This is a genomic window from Amycolatopsis sp. CA-211722 (assembly GCF_056828465.1).
Genome location: NZ_CP184752.1, coordinates 5,822,940 through 5,841,693, shown reverse-complemented (window position 1 = coordinate 5,841,693; position 18,754 = coordinate 5,822,940). Strand labels below are relative to the sequence as shown.

General features: G+C 66.0%; 11 protein-coding genes. 1 reads left to right on the top strand and 10 read right to left on the bottom strand.

The features are described from left to right. Window positions 1–248: 248 nt before the first annotated feature. The 3 genes from ACOCEP_RS27620 to ACOCEP_RS27610 all read right to left on the bottom strand — a co-directional run bounded on the left by ACOCEP_RS27620 (window position 249) and on the right by ACOCEP_RS27610 (window position 5,963). Window positions 249–4,889, bottom strand: a complete 4,641-nt coding sequence (locus ACOCEP_RS27620) for a pentapeptide repeat-containing protein (protein WP_482331942.1) — start codon at window positions 4,887–4,889, stop codon at window positions 249–251. A 7-nt stretch (window positions 4,890–4,896) separates the two neighbouring features. Next, window positions 4,897–5,427 carry a toll/interleukin-1 receptor domain-containing protein gene (locus ACOCEP_RS27615; protein WP_482331940.1) on the bottom strand — a complete coding sequence of 177 codons (531 nt, stop codon included), beginning with the start codon at window positions 5,425–5,427 and terminating at the stop codon, window positions 4,897–4,899. A gap of 83 nt (window positions 5,428–5,510) precedes the next feature. Further along, a complete protein-coding gene (locus ACOCEP_RS27610; RefSeq protein ID WP_482331939.1) occupies window positions 5,511–5,963 on the bottom strand; it encodes a hypothetical protein in 453 nt (150 codons plus the stop codon). Between the two features lie 642 nt (window positions 5,964–6,605). Here ACOCEP_RS27610 and mobF point away from each other — a divergent pair. Beyond that, on the top strand, window positions 6,606–11,696 hold the full coding sequence (mobF, locus tag ACOCEP_RS27605) for a MobF family relaxase (RefSeq protein WP_482331938.1): 5,091 nt from the start codon (window positions 6,606–6,608) through the stop codon (window positions 11,694–11,696). A 132-nt stretch (window positions 11,697–11,828) separates the two neighbouring features. On the opposite strand, the gene ACOCEP_RS27600 is transcribed toward mobF, so the two are convergent. From ACOCEP_RS27600 to ACOCEP_RS27570, 7 genes are read right to left on the bottom strand one after another with little or no spacing between them, the layout of a single operon-like run. Further along, entirely contained in the window at window positions 11,829–12,227 is a 399-nt protein-coding gene (locus tag ACOCEP_RS27600; RefSeq protein WP_482331937.1) for a hypothetical protein, read from the bottom strand. Next, entirely contained in the window at window positions 12,205–12,666 is a 462-nt protein-coding gene (locus ACOCEP_RS27595) for a hypothetical protein (protein ID WP_482331936.1), read from the bottom strand. The genes ACOCEP_RS27600 and ACOCEP_RS27595 overlap by 23 nt, the downstream gene beginning before the upstream one ends. A 19-nt stretch (window positions 12,667–12,685) precedes the next feature. Continuing rightward, window positions 12,686–13,405 carry a hypothetical protein gene (locus ACOCEP_RS27590; protein WP_482331935.1) on the bottom strand — a complete coding sequence of 240 codons (720 nt, stop codon included), beginning with the start codon at window positions 13,403–13,405 and terminating at the stop codon, window positions 12,686–12,688. After that, complete coding sequence (locus ACOCEP_RS27585; protein ID WP_482339834.1) at window positions 13,402–15,231, bottom strand: type IV secretory system conjugative DNA transfer family protein; 1,830 nt, start codon at window positions 15,229–15,231, stop codon at window positions 13,402–13,404. Before ACOCEP_RS27585 ends, ACOCEP_RS27590 begins: the two co-directional genes overlap by 4 nt. Further along, window positions 15,140–16,420, bottom strand: coding sequence for a C40 family peptidase (locus ACOCEP_RS27580; RefSeq protein WP_482331934.1), 1,281 nt, complete (start codon window positions 16,418–16,420; stop codon window positions 15,140–15,142). Before ACOCEP_RS27580 ends, ACOCEP_RS27585 begins: the two co-directional genes overlap by 92 nt. Further along, window positions 16,420–17,178 (bottom strand): hypothetical protein, encoded by a 759-nt coding sequence (locus tag ACOCEP_RS27575; protein ID WP_482331932.1) that lies wholly within the window; start codon window positions 17,176–17,178, stop codon window positions 16,420–16,422. Before ACOCEP_RS27575 ends, ACOCEP_RS27580 begins: the two co-directional genes overlap by 1 nt. 11 nt (window positions 17,179–17,189) lie before the next feature. Beyond that, window positions 17,190–18,752 (bottom strand): ATP-binding protein, encoded by a 1,563-nt coding sequence (locus tag ACOCEP_RS27570; protein WP_482331931.1) that lies wholly within the window; start codon window positions 18,750–18,752, stop codon window positions 17,190–17,192. Between the last annotated feature and the right edge of the window lie 2 nt (window positions 18,753–18,754).

The window sequence follows — 18,754 nt, the reverse complement described above, 5'->3', positions numbered from 1 at the left end:
GTCGGCGAGATCCTCCTAGAAACCGGCCACTCCGTATCCAGCGTATCAGCTTCGCCAGGTGTAGATCGTCTGCCAGGACCCCGTAGCGCGCTAACACCTCGATCACCGATACCCCATCAGCAACCTCCAGCACCGCCCGGTAGCGGTGCTCGGCATTCAACCGAACCTCCGGAAATGCTGATGTCACCGTGTCTGGCTGGATTCGCACAGACGCGGTGCGGTGCAGGAGATTCCGATACCGCTAACCGTCAGCGCTCCTCACCCGAGCCAGATCGGTATGTCGTCCCTTCGGAGGCTGTAGTCGAACCTGGCTCGTTGTAGTAGAGCTCGTACGGCTGAAGGTTCACCAAGCGGTTCTGGCTGTCAAAGCATGCTGCCCGCAGATACAGCCAGGCATCGCCGGTCGTGGACAGCAACGTGTCCCTGACCGGTGACCATGACGCCGTTGCGCTACTAGTGAACGAAGCCATCAGCAAGTCTGGCTGTCCTGTGCGCGTATTCCAGATCCGCGCGGTTTTGTCGTCGCCGGCGGTAGCGAGCCGGGCCCCGTCAGGACTGAACGCAACACCCCGGACCCAGTCGGTATGTCCGGTAAGGGTGTGCAGATTCTCGCCGGTGCCGACATCCCAGATCCGAGCAGTGTTGTCGCCGTTGCTGGCGGTGGCCAGGCGGGTCCCGTCAGGACTGAACGCCACACCCTGGACCGAGCCGCCGTATCCGCTAAGGGTATGTAGATTCTCGCCGGTGCCGACATCCCAGATCCGAGCGTCGTTGCTGCCGCCGGTGGCGAGCCGGGTCCCGTCAGGACTGAACGCCACACCCTGGACCGAGCCGCCGTATCCGCTAAGGGTATGTAGATTCTCGCCGGTGCCGACATCCCAGATCCGAGCGTCCTTGCTGCCGGCGGTGACGAGCCGGGTCCCATCTGGACTGAACGCCACGCCCCAAACTGGGCCGACCTGTCCGGTAAGGGTGTGCAGATTCTCGCCGGTGCCGACATCCCAGATCCGAGCGCCGTTGCCGCCACCGGTGGCCAGCCGGGTCCCATCAGGACTGAACGCCACACCCCAAATTGGGCTGTCGTGTCCGGTGATGGCGTGCAGGCCCTCGCCGGTACCGACATCCCAGACCCGCACAGTGCTGTCGCCGCCGGCGGTGGCGAGCCGGGTCCCATCAGGACTGAACGCCACACCCTGGACCGAGCCGCCGTATCCGCTAAGGGTATGCAGATTCTCGCCGGTACCGACATCCCAGATCCGAGCGCCGTTGCCGCCACCGGTGGCGAGCCGGGTCCCGTCAGGACTGAACGCAACACTGTGAACCCAGTCGGTATGTCCAGTGATGGTGTGCAGGTTCTCGCCGGTACCGACATCCCAGACCCCAGCGCCTTCGTCGCCCGCGGTGGCGAGCCAGGCTCCGTCAGGGCTGAACGCGACATCCAAGACCGAGCCGCCGTGTCCGGTGATGGTGTACAGGTACTCGCCGGTACCGACATCCCAGATCCGAGCGTCCTTGCCGCCACCGGTGGCCAGCCGGGTCCCATCAGGACTGAACGCAACACACTGGACCGAGCCGCCGTATGCGATGGGGATGTGCAGATTCTCGCCGGTACCGACATCCCAGATCCGAGCGCCGTTGCCGCCACCGGTGACGAGCCGGGTCCCATCAGGACTGAACGCCACACCCCAAACTGGGCCGACCTCTCCGGTAAGGATGTGCAGGTTCTCGCCGGTACCGACATCCCAGATCCGAGCGCCGTTGCCGCCACCGGTGACGAGCCGGGTCCCATCAGGACTGAACGCCACACCCCAAACTGGGCCGACCTCTCCGGTAAGGATGTGCAGGTTCTCGCCGGTACCGACATCCCAGATCCGAGCGTCCTTGCCGCCACCGGTGGCCAGCCGGGTCCCATCAGGACTGAACGCAACACACTGGACCGAGCCGCCGTATGCGATGGGGATGTGCAGATTCTCGCCGGTACCGACATCCCAGATCCGAGCGCCGTTGCCGCCACCGGTGGCCAGCCGGGTCCCATCAGGACTGAACACAACACACTGGACCGAGCCGCCGTGTCCGGTAAGGGTGTGCAGATTCTCGCCGGTACCGACATCCCAGACCCGCACAGTGTTGTCGTCGTTTCCGATGGTCGCGAGGCGGGTCCCGTCAGGACTGAACGCAACACCTAGGACCGAGCCACTGTGGCCGGTGAGCGGCTGGAGTCGGGTTCGGACGGGCGGCGCCGGGGTTGGTAAGTAGTCACCGCTATGGACGTGACGGAGTTGGGTGGTATTCACGCCGCTCAGGTCAGTGTTGTCCAGGCGGCAGCGGCGGAGGAAGGCGCCGGTGAGGTCGGCATCGCGCAGAGTTCCGTTGACGATCGCGGTCTCGTTTAGCACGGCTCGTTCGAAACAGGCGGCATCGAGGCGCGTCTGGGTGAGATTGACGTGGTCCCAGCGGGTTTCGCGCAGATCTGCTCCGGTCAGGGTGGCGGCTGTGAACACGAGTGGGTTGGCCCTCGTGCCAATGAAGTGCCAGCCCCGTAGCCGGGCACCGCTGAGATCGCAGCCGCCCAAGTTGGGGTGTGGCCGGTCGTGCGCTCTGGCATAAAGCACATACCGGAGCCACAGCTCACTTGCCTGTGCCAAATACGATGTGCGCCATCGGTTCAGGGTTACCTGGAGTGCCTCTTGATCGTCGTCGTCGGCAATCAACTGGCCCAGGAAGTCCAACGTCTCCACCGGAGGCATGGGCAGGCACCAGTCCTCACGCCGATCATCGCGTATCGCGTCGCACAGGTATTGGGCGAGGAAGTACTCGTGGATAGAGCTGTGTGCGAACTGAAAGTCGGGGCGGTCAGGCCCATTGTGGTCGTTGCGCACCACGAATGTGGCGGTGCGCAGGTCCTCCTCGAGTTGATCGCGGGAGGTGTTCCCATAGCGCCTGCCGAGCGCGGGATCCGTGGCGAGCTGTTCGTCGAGCCAGTCGTCCAAGTCTGCGCTGTCGACCCGCCGGTCACCACGCCTCCACGACCACGCGGCCAGTCGAGCCATCAAGGTGAGCTTATGATCGGGGCGCAAGCGGTGCTTGCCGAGGTCTCGTGCAAGCCAATCGCGTAAGACCTGCCGGTAGATCGTGGCCGCGTGCACCGGCCGTTGCTGTGAGAGGCGGTCTTCGATGAACGGGATCTGCGCGGCCACCTTGGTCAGCGTGTACGGGCGCGTGGCCAAGTCGGACAGATCGTGCACCGCTCCCAGCATGTCCATCACCTGCTCGACGTCCTGGTCCGGTAGCGCCTTGTCCAGGTATCCGCGGATCTGCACGTCGGTCAACGGCAACAACATCAGCGCGACGTAGTCCCCGGCAGTTGCGAGATCACGGTCGTGCTCAAGGAAATGCCGGGATTGCTCCCGGAGTGACCGGAAATAGTGAGTTCGGCAGGACAGCAGAACCTTGGTATCCACCCCAGCGAACGGGGCGTGGACCGTGCCCTTGCCCTTCGCCCGGATCGGACGGAGCTTGAGCAACTCGTGGGTGAAGGCTGCACCTTGCGCGGCGTCGAGCCGGACAAGGACCTCGTCCAAACCATCGATGATGAACAGGGTTGGTACTGTCTTGGCCCGTGCGATGACCTCCTCCCCTGTCGGGAGCCGCGTGTTGTCAGCCGCCCATCCGTGGTTGATGCACTCGGTCAGAATGGTGGGAAGGGGCGGCACCATGTTGCTCAGGTTCCCGAGACGCCGGAGGTCAAAGTACAGCGCCTCGGGCCCCGATCGAGCCGGCTGGGCTTGCAGCCGTTCGGTCAGCTCCTGGCAGGTGATGGTCTTGCCCGTGCCGTACTCGCCCAGCAATGCGGCAAGTGGGGCGCTGTCCGGATCACGTGCCCACTCCATGAGATACGCCACGACGTCCTCGACTCGCCGCTCTTGGTCGTGCGCACCATCGGCCGTGTTCGGATCCATGCTGCCGGGGCGTCCGTGCAGGTCGAAGAACTGGTCCCCGCATGTCTCCTTGAGCATGCGCCGGTCTTTCGTGCCCATGTCGATCGGCCTCGCGCTTACGCGGTCGAGCTGACGGTAGATGTGCTCGACGAGGCCATTCACCCACTTGTCCCGGGCAGGGTTCCTCAGCCCACTGAACGGGACAGCCTGAGACCCGCTGGGATAGATAGTTTTGGTCTCAAAGCCACCCGCCTGCGAGTTCGTCGGCCGCAGCAGGACCGGCATCACCGTCGGGCCGAAGGAACCGCTGTAGGCACGCAATGTCTCGCCGAGCGCGGGCTGCGCGTACCAAGCGTTGCTCAACGCGGCCACCACCAGTTCGCTGCCCGCCACCTCCATGCGAAATCGCGTTTCCCGGTCGTCACCTGTCAGCACGTCCTTGTCGGACCGCCACACGGCGATTCTGTGCTGCTCACCGCCCAATGCCTCGAGCAGCAAGTCCCACAAGGCTCCCGCTGGTCTATCGTCCACCGTGGCGTTGCACAGCACAATCCGTCTCGGCCCGAGCACAGTCGCCTTCCGGTCCTCGATGAGAACATCACGAATCGCCTCGTGCTCACGCAGAGGTGCGCCGACCACGTCGTCGCGCTCGGCCCACAGGCTCAGCGTGCGGCCCCGCGCGCCTGACCTCTTCGCACCGTGGACCTGCACCTGGAGATCCACACCCTCGTCTGCCGTAGCGGCGTTCACCTGTTTGACCAGGCGTTCCAACGCTTTTGTCGCGGCCGCCGAGGTCCGCTGAGCGAACAGCAGATTCTGCACCTGCTCCACCGTCAACTCGCCCGCCGTCCCCATCGCGTCCAGCAGCACACCCATCGCCGTGCGGTCGGCCGCGCTCAAGGGGACCCTGAGCAACCGGGCGCGAGCCGTGGCGGGAGGTATCCGTTGCATGGTGCGATCACTTCTCCCAGTCGGCGCGCATCGCGTAGCGGGCGAGCACGCGATGCAGCTCGGCCACAAGGCCGTTCACCCACGCATCCCGCGCCGACACCTCGCGCACGTCGCTGAACGGTCGTTCATAGCCGTAAATTTGCTTGCTCTTCAACCCGCGCCAGTCCGCCTGCTTGCTGACCTTCCGGAGCAACAACGGAAACACACGCTTGCCGGGAACATCGACGAGTGCTGGCAGTTCCACGCCGGTTATGTACTCACTGCTTAGGAAAGCGTTGCTCAACGCAACAACGCCGACCTCAGCCTTCGACAACGCGTCGTGTATCCGGTCGTCCCAGCCCTCGCCAACAAGGATTGCTTCATCGGATCGCCAGAGCTGGAACTCGTACAGCCGGTCGATGACCAACGCCTCGGCCAGCAGGTCCCATAAGCGCAGAACCAGTGCGTCGTCCCGCCCTGCGAAGCTGAGGAACACCCGCACCAGCGGTTTGCCAGAGGCCCCCTCCTCCAAGAGCATCTCTGCGTGGTCCGTGCTCATGCTGGCCTCCCACAGCACTCGTCGGGATGTGTCGCAAGAACGTCTGATTAAGCGATGATACTACACGAGGCTGCGGGGGGGGTCTAGAATCGACGCCCCTTGGCCCGGACTTCACGAGGCCGGTTCGCTGCTGCCAAAAGATGCTGCTGCTCCTGCTTAAGACAATGGAAGGCCTCGCGCACGTAAGTCGTGAACGGAGCGCCAGGGTGGGCAATGAGGGCCCGCTCACGCACGCCGTCGGCCTCTGCCGCTAGCACGATCTCCACGGCGGCCACGTGGGCGCAGAAGTCACGCAGAGCCCGCGGAAGCTCAGGCTCGATCAGGAGGTCGGCGTGATCGACGATCAGGTCACGCATCTGCAGGTTGACCGGCTGCAACGCCTGACTCCTCCATCGCAGCCAGTCGTTGTCAGCGCCAGAAGGACTCCGATCCGCCTTGCGGGGCAGCCCCGAATCGCGCAGGGCCTCCCAGACGCGTTCGTTGATCTCCACAAGCGCGTTGAGGGGCCCATACAATTCTCGGAGCTGGCTGTTCACCCTTGCTAGCCGAGCCTGACGCCGCTCTTGCCGGATCTGAGCACGCTGGTTGAGAACAAACACAAGAACCGCGACCAGTACGCTCGCGCTCGCGGTGATCACTGCTGTTGGCACAGGCACAGCTTGCCGCACTCGTCGATCGGGTGACCAACGACGTATCCGAGACTGGTCAGGTCCGATCGCTAGCGAACCTCCACTCATGCCGGCACATCGGTCAGCCGGGAGCGCCCGGTACGTCATCGCCAACCCGATGACCGGTTCCGCTTCTGCGGTGCTTTCGAACATCCCACGACTGACAACCTGGTGGCCCTACGATGACGGCAGGCGACAGGCGACGGCGTGCCTTCGTCGGCGACGCGGGATCAGCAGGCGCCGGTTTCGCTGGCGCCCGGCTCCGCGCGCCGGAGCGCTACGCCTCCATCGTCATGAACGCCTCGACGAGCTCCCCTGTGGGCGCTGTCGTCGACATCGTTTTCGTCGCCACACTCGCCCTGATCCTGCCTGTCTCAGCTGTCCACGTACCCAGCAGAACCCACGCCCCAGGCACAACTTCAGCCGACGAACACGCGTCGATCGAATACGCGTCCATACCAGTAACCGGGTGGGCATTCTCGGATTTCGCGCGTACGCTCGAAGGTGGTGATGGGCTTACGCAAGCTGAGCCCTGGTGGTCATGAGTACCTCACGAACTCGGTCGCGTGTGCCGATCGCGACCTGGAGCTCGAACCCGGCGAGCTGTTGAGTGATTACTACCTCTCCCGTGGTTACCCGGCAGGCGAATGGTTCGGCGCCGGAGCAGACCGATTAGGACTGTCCGGCGAAGTCACTGCTGCGCAGATGAACGCGCTGTTCGGCGAGGGCCGGCATCCGCACGCCGATGCCATCGAGAACGAGAAGATCGCCGATGGAGCCACAGCGGAAGAGGCGCTGCGGGCGACTCGGCTGGGCCGCCGGTTCCCGCAGTACTCCGAGCTTGACCACATGCGAAGCCAGGTCTCGCAGGCCTACAAGGACTACAACCGCGAGAACGGTCGTCCTGTTGGGGCACCGATTCCTGCGGCGCAGCGCGCCGAACTACGTCACGCCGTTCAGACCTCCGCGTACACGAAGGCGCACGATGGCGCCGGCCCCGGAGATGAGAAGGAGCTTCAGAAGTGGCTCGCTGACCAGAAACGCAGCTTGAAGAGCGCGGTGTCCGGGTTCGAGATGGTGTTCGCACCGGACAAATCGGTGTCCCTCGCCTGGGCCAACGCCAAGCCCATCGAGCGCGATCTGATCGTCAGCATCGTGCGCAAGGCGGCCCGTGACACGCTGTCCTATGTGGAGCGCCATGCGGCGTTCACGCGCCGGGGCAACCTGGGCGAGGCGCAGGTGGACGTCAACGGCATCACCGCCGCGCTGTTCGAGCATTGGGATTCCCGCGCTTCGGACCCGCACCTGCACATCCATGCGCTGATCTCCTCAAAGGTACAGCGCAGCGACGACGGCGAGTGGACAGCGCTGGACGGTCGCACCATCCTGGCGGCTACCGTCACCGCGAGCGAGTACTTCGACAGCCGCGTGCGCGACCTGTTCCGCGAACAGGGCGCGTCCTGGACGCAGCGCGGCGCGCACGGCGTCGACATGACCCGGCCGGTGTGGCAGCTCGCCGGAATCCCTGTGTCGCTGGTGAAGGCGTTCTCTCAGCGGCACAAGCAATTCGAGTCGGCGCGCGCGAAGCGGATCGTGGAGTTCACCAAAGCCCACGGCCGGGAGCCGAAACCGAAAGAGATCTTCGCGATCGACCGGGCCGCGCAGTACGACAATCGCCCCGGGAAGCAGCCTCCAAGGACACTGGCGGAGCACCTGCGCGTCTGGCGCGAACACGCGATCACCATCGTTCCGCCGAGCATCCTGGACGTCCTCGGGCGGCGAGTGTTCCTGACCGGCACCAAGGAGTCGTCGCCGGTCGACGTCGCGAAACTGGCCCAGGTCACCCGCCAGGTCGTCTCCGACCACTACAGCCACTTCTCGTGGTGGAACCTCGCTGCCGAGGCGCACCGGCAGTCCGCGCATCTCACTGTGCCGACGGCGACGCGCGAACAGCTCGTCGACGACGTGGTCGCCGCGGTGCTGGCGGAGCCGGACACTCTCGCGCTGACCGGGCCTGTCGTGGTCTCGGAACCGGTGTCGTTGCGCCGCCGGGACGGCGAATCGGTCTTCGTCGAGCATCGGTCACCGCGTTACACCACCACCGCGACGCTCGCCGCCGAGGCAGACCTGGTTGCCTGGGCCCGTCGCCGCGGCGGTCACCGTCTGCGCTCCGACACCGTCGACAAGGCGATGGCGGGGCAGAAGCTCAACGCCGGCCAACGGCGGATGGTGACCGAGTTCGCCCGCTCTGGCCGCCGTCTGCAGCTGGCGCTGGCTCCGGCCGGCGCTGGGAAGACCACCGCCATGAAGGTGCTCGCCACGGCGTGGCGTCGGACAGGCCACCGTGTGTACGCCTTCGGCCCGTCAGCGCGCGCAGCTCAAGAACTTGGTGCTTCGATCGGAGCCCGGCCACACACGCTGCACCAGCTGACCACGGCGCAACGGTTCGGGTTCGTCGACCGCGCGTTCCCGATCGCCGCCGGGGATTTGGTCATCATCGATGAGGCGGCCATGGCGGGCACGCACACGCTGCACGCGGTCGTCAAGTACGCGCTGCGACGCGGCGCCGATGTCCGGTTGATCGGTGACGACGCACAGCTCGCCGCTGTGGAAGCCGGTGGCGCGATCCGGCTGGTCGCGCACGACGTCGGTGCCGTGCGGTTCCGGGAGATCGTGCGTTTCCAAGGCGAGGACCGTCGTGAGCAGGCGGCCGCGTCGCTCCAGATCCGCAACGCCAATCCCGCTGGACTCGCCTACTACTTCGAGGCCAACCGGGTTTTCGACGGCTCGCTGGAGACCATGCGCGACGCGGCGCACGCCAACTGGCGGGCTGACCTCGACCGCGGCGTGCAGTCGCTGCTAATCGTCCCGACTAACGAGGACACCGTCGCGCTGAACACCGAAGCGCGTGACGTCCGGCTTCGGCGCGGCGCCATCGTCCGCGGTCGCGAGGTCGACCTGCACGACACCACGACCGCCGGTGTCGGCGACTGGGTCGTCACTCGGCACAACCAACGCCTGCTGAGCCTGTACGGCGGCCAGGACTTCGTGAAGAACGGCGACGTGTGGACCGTGAAATCCGTGCACCGCGACGGGCGCATCACGGTCACCCACCGATCTCACAAGGGGACGATCACCCTCCCCGCCAACTACGTGAAAGCCCATGTCGAACTGGCGTACGCGGCGACAGTGAACCGGGTGCAGGGCATGACCAGTACCGGACACGCGCACCTGCTGGTCCCTCCGACGATGACCCGAGAGCAGTTCTATCCCGGCATCACCCGCGCGATGTTGCAGAACTTCATGTACGTGATCACGGTCCATCACGTGATCGATCAGCACCAAGAGACCCCGCAGGTGCAAACGCCGGAATCCGTGCTGACCGGCGTCCTGAACCACTCCGGGGCCGAGGTCTCGGCCACCGAGACACTGCGCGAGGCGCAGGACGTCGAGGTCTCGCTGGGCACGCTCGTGCTCCGCTACAACTACACCGCCACGTATCGCGACGAGGACCGCTATCGCGCCGTGCTCGCCCGGCATGCGCCGATGACCGTCGATCTGGACAGCGAAGCCGCCCTGATCCAGACACTGCGCAACGCGCACGATCTCGGCTGGCAACCAGACCCGCTGGTGCGGGAGGTGTTACGTGGCGCTCCACTGCACAAGGTCGATGACCCGGGCGCGGTACTTCAGAAGCGCATCGCCACACGGGTCGAACAACAGTCGCCGCCGCACCCGCTGGCGCCGGCCACGAGCGAGGACATCGCTCGATGGCGCGTCATCATCGACGCGATCGCTCCTCACGTCGCTGTCGAAGAGCCTCAGTGGACGCGGGTCTGGCAACGCGCCACCGGCGCGCTGGCGGCCGGATTCGACATCGACGCGGCAGTAACGCTGGTCGCACACCACCTCGCTGGCCGCCCCTCCGGGCCGGATCCCATGCCCGATCACCTGTATGCGGACGCGGTCCTGACCAGCGAACTGGAGCGCCGCGCAGAGCTCGGCGAAGCCCATCGGCCCGCTGTGCCGTGGCTAGCGCGACCGGACTTCGCACATGTCCGCCACGTCCCCGGGCACGCCCAATATCTCACCAAGACGAACACCGCAATCGCGGGACGCGTCGACGAACTCCGTGCCGCCGCCATCCGCACACCACCCCCGTGGACAGCACAACTCGGGCCACGTCCCGGCAACCCGATCACCGCGGAAGAATGGGACGAACTGGTAGGCCTCGCCGCGGGCTACCGCGAAACCTTCCGAATCACCAGTGCCGACCCCATCGAGCCGCTTGGCCCCGCGCCCAACAGCCACGGTGCCCGCGCTCATGCGTGGCACGCGTTGACTTCTCGATGGGATGCCCTGGCCCAGGGAACGACCACCACCGCTCCTGGCCAAGGCGCTCCGGTTGCGGACGAATCCGTGAAGGTTGAGGAAGCAGTCACCGAGTTCGAGCCCGTCGAGAACAGCTACGTGATCGAGACGCTGGACGTCCTGGTGCGTAAGTACGACATGCACGCTCGCGACGGCGACGAGGACCGCTACCTGGACATCCTCGCCCGCTACGTCCCGGGCGCGATCAACGCGGGCGCAGAACCTGCCGCGCTCGCCGCCCTATCTCGAGCTCAGGATCTCGGCTGGCAAGCCGAGCGTCTCGTCCGCGCCGTCACCGACAACACCGGTTTCGGCTGGGCCGATGACCCAGCGGCCGTGCTCGCGAAGCGCGTCTCCGCTCATGTCGCCGCCCACGCCCCGCCTGCCCTGATCGGCGTCCCGGGCGACGAACAGGTCCGGCGGTGGCAGACCATCGTCGCCGAGCGGCTTCCGGACGCCGACGTCGACGACGAGCGATGGGGCATCGTATGGCGGCACGCGGCCGGCGGCGGACTCCGCGGCCTCGTTGCCGATACGGCTCTGGCAGAAGCCACAGAACAGGTCGCTGCGACCGCCCCGCTCACCCGCAGCGTCGAGCCACGGGCCATAGGGGAAGCGCTGGTCGCCGCCCTAGCGAAGCGGTTCGACGCGGGCGATGGCCACCATCTCCCGTTGCCCTGGCAAGCCGTGGCCGACCACGGCCACACCAGCGAACCCGCCAGCCGGATCGAACGCCTCGACGCACTCAACGCCGAGATCACCGAGCGGGTCCACCAACTCCGTGAACAGGTGCTTCGCCAGCGTCCCTCGTGGGCTGAGCACATCGGGCAGCGGCCCGCCGAGGTGGCCGCGGCCGAGCGCTGGGATGCGGCCATCGGTCTCGCCGCCGCCTACCGCGAGAACTTCCATGTCAGGAGCAACGACCCGCACATGCCCCTGGGCTCTCAACCCGGTCGTCCGGGCACCAGAGCCCAGGCCTGGAAAACCGTCACCGACACATGGAGGAGCATCATGGCCATACCGCACGATCCCGAAGACCAGCAGTCCGACGCGTTGCTCAGCGTCGAGGCCGCGCGAGACACCCTCGACGGCGTCGAGACAGCCGCGCTCAGCGACGCATCGGCAGCCGACCGGGACCGGCTCGACGACGAGCGCGAGCAGCACTACGACGAGGACATGGACGCGGCTCACACCGAGGCCGCGGACCTACGACACGGCACGGGCTTCTGACAGCGCTGTAGCCTCAACGCTCGCGGGCCCGGTGCGCACCCTCTCCCTCAGCGCGCCGGGCCCGCCCTGCACGTTCTTCGAGCGCCCTTTGTGGACACGGAATCGATGGTTGGTTCGCGAGGTCCCGAGTGATCAGGTGTAGCCGAGCCCACGGCCGAGGTCTTCGATGTCTCCGGAGTTCAGGGGATCGTCGAGATCGGCGACGATGTCATCCTCGGAGATCTCGGCCGTAGAACTGTGCAGGTGAGCGTCGGCGTCGAAGTCTGTGACCGCGTAGCTGGTGACGTTGGCAGCGTGTTCCTGAGCTTCGTCTCCGCCGAAATTCTGGTCGAGCAGGCTGGTGTATTGGTCGATGGCGTGTTCGGCGATCGTTCTGCCGTCATAGGTCATGGGGCTATCGATCGCCGCTTGCTGCCGGGCAACGGGGGCAGCGATGCCAGCGGTGGTCAGTGCTTCGAACTCATCGATCGCGTTGTCTGCTTGGTACCGCACGTATCGATTACCGGTGTCAGTAACCCATTCCGCGTCCAAGATGCTCACCTCCGTCCACGTCGTCCTCGGTTGCGTCGAAGGCCTGTATGCGAGGGTCTGTTTGCGAGGTGGTGGTCAGCGCGACTGTGATATCGATCCCCGCGAGATCTGCGGCGCGTGCGACATGCCCGGCTTCCCCGCGTAGCTGGCGGTACGTTGAGGTGTCGGCTTCTCGTTGCGCGGCCAGCGTTCGTCCGAGATCGTCGGGGATGTCTGCGTACGGCCGGACGGCGTCGATGACGGCACCGGGATAGGTGATCTCGCCGACCCGGTTGCCGATGTCGACCAGCAAATTGTCTTCGCCGTATTCGTTAAGGCCGTTGAAGACTTGGGCGAAGTAGGTTTGCATTCCTCGGTCCCATCCGACGACGATCTCCAGGTGTGGGTTTTCGGCCGTGTCTCGTGAGGTGAGGGCGACACGGTTGTTCGGGTATGCCACGGCCTATTCCTCTCTCGCTCTACCGGTCGTTCGTCTGGTTGCTGTCGGGCTGCGGGTCAGCGGCCGGGGTTGCCTGCGCTTGCGCTGTGTCGTTGGGGGTGGGATCGCTTCCGGGCGAGGAGTAGCGATCGGGTCGTGCGGGTGCGCCGGCGTCTTTGTGGCTGCTGGCGCGGCAGTGAGCGTGTGTCCATTCACTGGCCAGGCGGGCGGCGAAGCCGGGCCGGAACGTGTGGTGCCAGTACTGGGCGTCCTTGACGTTGGCTCTGGGGCCGGTGTTCGCCGCGCGCCAGAAGTAGGCGAGCGTGGCGACCTCGGCCAGGAGTCCGGGGTGACTCAGCCAGCAGTCCGGGATGGCAACGGCGCGCGAGCCCGGGAGGCCGACGTAGGTGGTGTTGTAGTACTCGACGAAGAGGGCGATGCCGACCAGCGGGTCGCGGGCTCCTGAAGCAGGTTCGGTGCGGCCCGGGGGTTCGAATGGCACCCAGGGAGCCGGCCGGTTCCTCCTTTGGTCCGGGTCTGCCTCGTCCTCCGCGACGAGCCGTTGCAGCTGTATCGCGAGATCCTTGGCCAGGTCGTGCTGCTGCGCGACCTGCCGCCGTAGGTCGCTGACCGCGGCACGCAGGACCGCGATCTGTTGCTCGGGTGTGGCGCCTGCCGCCGGTTCCTGCTGGCCGCCTGTTCCGGCGTGGTGGTCATCCGGTTGTCGCCGCGATGGCTGGGGGATGTCGTCGTTGCTCATCGCGAGCCGCCGATCGCGGTGGCGGCGGCACGAAGTTGCTGCGCCCGGTCGTAGGTGTAGCCGTCGGTGGTGATCTGGACGTTGCCGGACCGGATGGCGTCGACGTCGGCCTGGAGCTGGTCCCAGTCCTGTCGGCGGGATACGTCGACGGTGCGGCCGAGGATGGGGCGGAGATTGGCGTGGATGATCAGCACGCGGCCCTTGTCGAGGGTGCGGATAGCACCGGGCCGGTAGGTCAAGGCGTCTTCCGCGCCGGTGGCGGTGCGGCCGACGCCGAGCCAGCCGTCACTGTGTTGCTGGTAGGTCTTGCGCCGATGGTGTCCCGCGAGGGTGGAGAGCCATTCCAGGGTCTTGTCGTCTTTGATGCTGTCGAAAATCGTCAAGGTGAGGGTGTTGTCGATCAGCTGCCGACGGCCGTGTTCGCCGTAGAGTTCGTCGAGCTGGGAGCGGGACTGTGCGGACCAGTGGATGAGCACGCCGCGTCCGGAGGTGTCGGCGATCAGGCCAGGTAGCCGAGGTACCGGTGTTCCGTCGAAGAGTTCGTCGAAGATCATGGTGGCGGCCGGTTCGAGTCGTCGTCGGTCTTGCTCGAGGGCGAGGTCCTGGGCGGTGGTGACGACCTGCTCTCCCATCGCGGTCAGCACTGGCCGGGCCTGCGGTGCTTGGTGTTCGCCCGCGATGACGAACATGGACCCTTTGCGCAGGAGGAAGTCGCGGATGTCGAGCTCTTCGCCGGGCGGTGGCGTGGCGAAGTCTCGGATCGCGGGGTTCATGAAGGGTTCCAGGGCGCGGCGTACCGACATCCAGACTGCGTCGGAGGTCTCGGCGACCATGCCGATCTCCGAGGCGAGGTTGTAGGCGATGTTCGGATATCGGGCGCTGAGGAGCTCGACAGGCTCTTGGTCAGCGGGCTTCGTGATCGCCCAGCTGACGAGATCGGTCACAGTCCGCTGATGGTCCGCGGCGGCGAGTAGATAGGCCTGGAGAACGATCGAGGCACGACCGCGGAAGACTTTGTCGTTGCCGCCGGTCTCGCGGAGGCCGAGCGATGACGCTTCGATGAGGGTTTCGGCGCGGCGCAGCGCGACGGACGGATCGCTACAGCCGGTGATCGGTGACCAGCGGACCCGGGCCGGCCAGTGGACGGTTCCGGTGGCGTCACACAGCAGGACCGGTCCGGCGTTGGACCGCCGTGTGCGCGCAAGCATCGCCCACTCAGCGAGGTCGGGCTTCGTGGTGGACGCGTACAGGGCGCCCGGTGCAGCGAGTGCCTTGTGGATGAGATCGGTGCGGCTCTTCCCGGAGCGGGTAGGCGCGATCACCCCAGTCGGGTTCTCCAGCGAGGTCACGAGCACCTGGTGATTCGGTCCCCGGTGCAGTGGAACAGCGACGTCCGTGAGGTCAGCGGCTTTACGTTCCTGCTTGGTGAGATCGCCTCGGGTCCAAGCAGCTGTGGCGCGGGCGCGGCGCGGTGACAAGGTCTTGCGCATGTCCCGGCGGGTGGCATGCCCGGGTTTCACCGGCCGCCAGCGGCGTCGCCCGACGATGGCGAGCGCGACGACGGCCGCCGCGATCAACCCCGCGAACAGGGCGAAGGTCGTCCAGAACATGGTGACGTGGTCCTCGATCGCCGATGCCCACGGATCGCGCAGGTGTGCGCCGGGGCTGGCTGGCGCCACGATGATGCGCCCCGCGTTCGGTAGCCAAGCCTGGAGCGGTGGCCAGTCCCAGCCGCTACCGGTGATGCCGCATGTCACGGCCGCGGCGGCGTTGATCGCGGCCGCGAGGGTGATGATCAGTGCGAGCGCGGCGATGATCAGGCCCATGAGGGCTGCGTCGCGGTCCATGCCGCTGACGCGGGCCGGGTTGTTGCCCATCTGGCGGTCTCCCTCCCGAGTTCGGGGAGGGCGTGCTGGGGTCTGTGACGCGGCGGATCATCACGATCTTTCCGCTCCACGCGGACAGCGGTTCGAGGATCACGCCGGTGCTGGAGTCGTAGGCGTTGACGATCAGGCCGTGCCCCGCGTACATGCCGACATGGCGCGGATTAGCTGGTGTTCCGAAGGATCCGGGAATGAAGAGCAGGTCGCCGGGCATCAACTGGTTCAGGCCCGGGACCGCGTGTCCGGCGTGGACTTGGCTGACAGTTCCGGCTGGAATCCCGACGCCTGCGGCGGCCCATGCGGCGAGCATGAGCCCGGAACAGTCGAATCCGTTCGGGCCTTTTCCGCCCCATACATAGGGTTTCCCCAGCTGCGCGAGTGCGTAGGTGACCGCAGCGCGCTGTCGCGGGTCGGCTGGGTATTGGTAGCCAGCGGGCAGTTTGGTGCGGTCGACGTCGCTCGGGCTGATCGGGATATCCGAGCCGCCGTCATCGACGCAGCCCGCGGGTAGGTCTGCGGGCTCGGCAGGTTGGCGGGCAGGCGCTGCCGGTGGCGCTGTGTCGTTCCAGACCGCGCTGGTGATTCGCGCCGCCTCGGATTCCCGCGGCGCGTATCGGTCCGGGAAGCCGGACCGCTGGACGCGCTGCTGTGCTTGTCCGGGCGGCAGGGTGTCCCAGCCGGGGATGGCGACCAGCCGGTCGAGGAAGGCGTTGGTGGCGTAGACGGGGTTGAGGATCTGCGCCGGTGTCCCCCAGCCTTGAGAGGGGCGCTGCTGGAAGACGCCGAGGGAGTCTCGGTCTCCGTAGTTCAGGTTGGCCAGTTTGGATTCCACGAGGCCGGTCGAGATGGCCAAGACAGCTGCTCTGCGAGGCAGACCGCGTTGCCGGACGACGGTGACGAGCGTGCGGGCGATGTCCAGTTGTTCGGCGGACGGCGCGGGGGTGGGATCTTTGACGATCCGGCCGATGCCGGTCTTCGGCGGCTCGCAAGACTGTCCGGGACCGCCGCCGATGGCGATCAGCACGAGGCCGAGTGTCGCGATGGGTGCCACGATTTGCACCACGACGGCAAGGCCGATGGCGGCGAACCGGCCTGTGCTACCTACGCGGGCATCGCGCTCTTCGTGGCCCATTAGTATCCCAATCCGGTACCCGAGCTGAGATCGTCATCGGGTGGCTCTTCGCGTAGGGCGATGTCGGATTCCATCAGGTCGTTTTCGTCGACAGTTTCGTGCTCTGCCAAAAGATCGCGAGGATCGGAGACTGGGGTGTTTCGGACATGCGCGAGGGTCTTGGCTAGCGCTTCGGGGGTCGATACGCCATACCTCTGGCCGTCGGCGATGACCGGACTCAGCAATTGCTCGTTGCCGTGGCGCGAATCCGGCCATCCCCACGAGATCGTGAGTTCGTGTCCGTTTCTGACGTAGGTCTCCGAATGCCCGCCGTTGATCAGACTGACTTCGCTCATGACCCAGCCGTGCTCAGCCAGGATGGGATTCACCTGCTCATGTGACAGCTGTGTGGCGAACCCTCCCGGTCGATACAGCTCATTCATCTTGTCGTAGTAACGTTGTTCATTCTGGTAGAGCCGGGAGTACTCACGCAGGTCAGTCATGGTTGCGTTAGGGAGCCTTCGCCCGATGTCGAGAAGGTGATCGAGTTCAGCGGGTACGACCGCGTAGGCGCTGACTGCTTCCACTACCACGTGGGGGTCAGTGATCTCCTCGATTGTGGTTCCGATTTTCAAAGCGAAGTTTTCACGTCCGGCGGCGTCGGCGCCGTTGTACACGTGCGCGTAGTAGGTCTGGAGCGCTTGATCCCATCCAACGTGAACCTCTCTGGCTGCACGCAGGGTCGAAAGGGGCTGAAGCCGAATCTTTGCGTCACCCATCAGTCCGTCCTCTACGCCTCGAGAGATTGATAGTCACCGAGACCGATTCGTTCGGAACCCGCTTCGCCGCCGTCAGGCTTCTGGGCGGTCACGGACCGAATATTTCGGTGTGCGCTTCGCAGTTGGACGTTGGTGTCGAAGTGGCGTCGTTCGACTGCGCTGAGCACGGTCTGCACTTTGCGACCCGTCTGGCTTTCCGTCTTCCACAGGGCGCGGCCGCGGCGGTGGTTGGTCCATCCCGAGATCGCTTGTTGTTCTTTCTCCGACAGTGAGAGCGCATCGCCGAGCTCGGACGCGACCCGGGTTGTCTGTCCGAAAAGGACTCGTGTGCTGAACAGGCTGAGCATGTCGCGGGCGATCGACGCTGCCTGCGATCCGGCGTCACCGACGGTCAGGAAGTCAGCGGGTTTGTGAACCAGTGCGACCTGGATAATCTTGTGTTTGCGGGAGAGGCGCAGTTCGCTGTCGAAGGACATAAGCGCGCGGACTCCGAGGCGCATCTGGCGCCATACCTCGTCGCGAACGACGATGCGGATCTCACCGTCGTCTTGGAGGTCGGTGGCAATGGCCGACCATGATCCGAGACAAGTCAGAGCGACCGCGACCGCCTTGTCCCCGCGGCTGTCCAGCCGGGACAGGTCCATCGATTGTGCCGGGGCGTCCCAGTCGAGTTCCACGTTGGTCGGAGCGTCGAACATGCCGGCAAGCGGCCCGGAGGCCAGGTTGTTCAACGCGTCGGTGATGGGGCGCAAGTGGTCGAGGAACTGACGCCTGTCGGCGAACCTGCTCTCGCGCCAGAGTTCGTCGGGTGGATCGGCTAGGGCGCGGTGCACATCGGGGATCGTGATCGGACGGAGCCGGGTGTTGGCGTCCGCGGCGCCAACGGCGCGGTGTAGGACGGCGGAAAGGACTGCTTCGTCGGTCACGGTGGCGGCATACCCTTGGGCTTCGGCGAGCGCCGTGAGCAATTGCACCCAACGACCGAGGACCCAGCTGAGTTCGTTGCGTTGCCGCCGCGCGGTCCAGGTGTCCCAGCGTGCCGTGAGTGGGCCGAGGTCGAGGGCATTCACGCGGGCCGGGCTACCGGGGCCGAGCACGATCGGAGTCGCTCCCAGCGCCTTCAGGACCGGCGTGTACTCGCCCTTGACGTCACCGCTGATCAAGGTCTTCACGCCGAACGGCATCATGCGCGTCGTGAACGCGACGACAGTGGAGCTCTTCCCGGTTCCCGGCTCGCCGAACACGACCACATTCGGATTCGTGCAGGCGCCAGTGAGCACGGCCTCGACGGGATGAAAGTAGAAAGCTCCACCGGCAGTGACGTCATAGCCGATCCGCGCGCCGACCGCAGGCATCGGGCTCGAGGCCAGGAGCGGGAAAACGCCACCGACCTCATGCGTACTGGCCTGATACACGGCGAGCGGCGGCGGCACCGGTGACCAGCCGTGCCCTGGACGGCGGCGGCCACGCCGGGGCGCGACCGCCCGGTTGACCGGCTCACGACGTCGGGTTCGCGGCTGGTCGGGCCTTCTCACTGCCGGGGGTGCGCCGAAGGTGGACAGCAGGTCCCGCATCG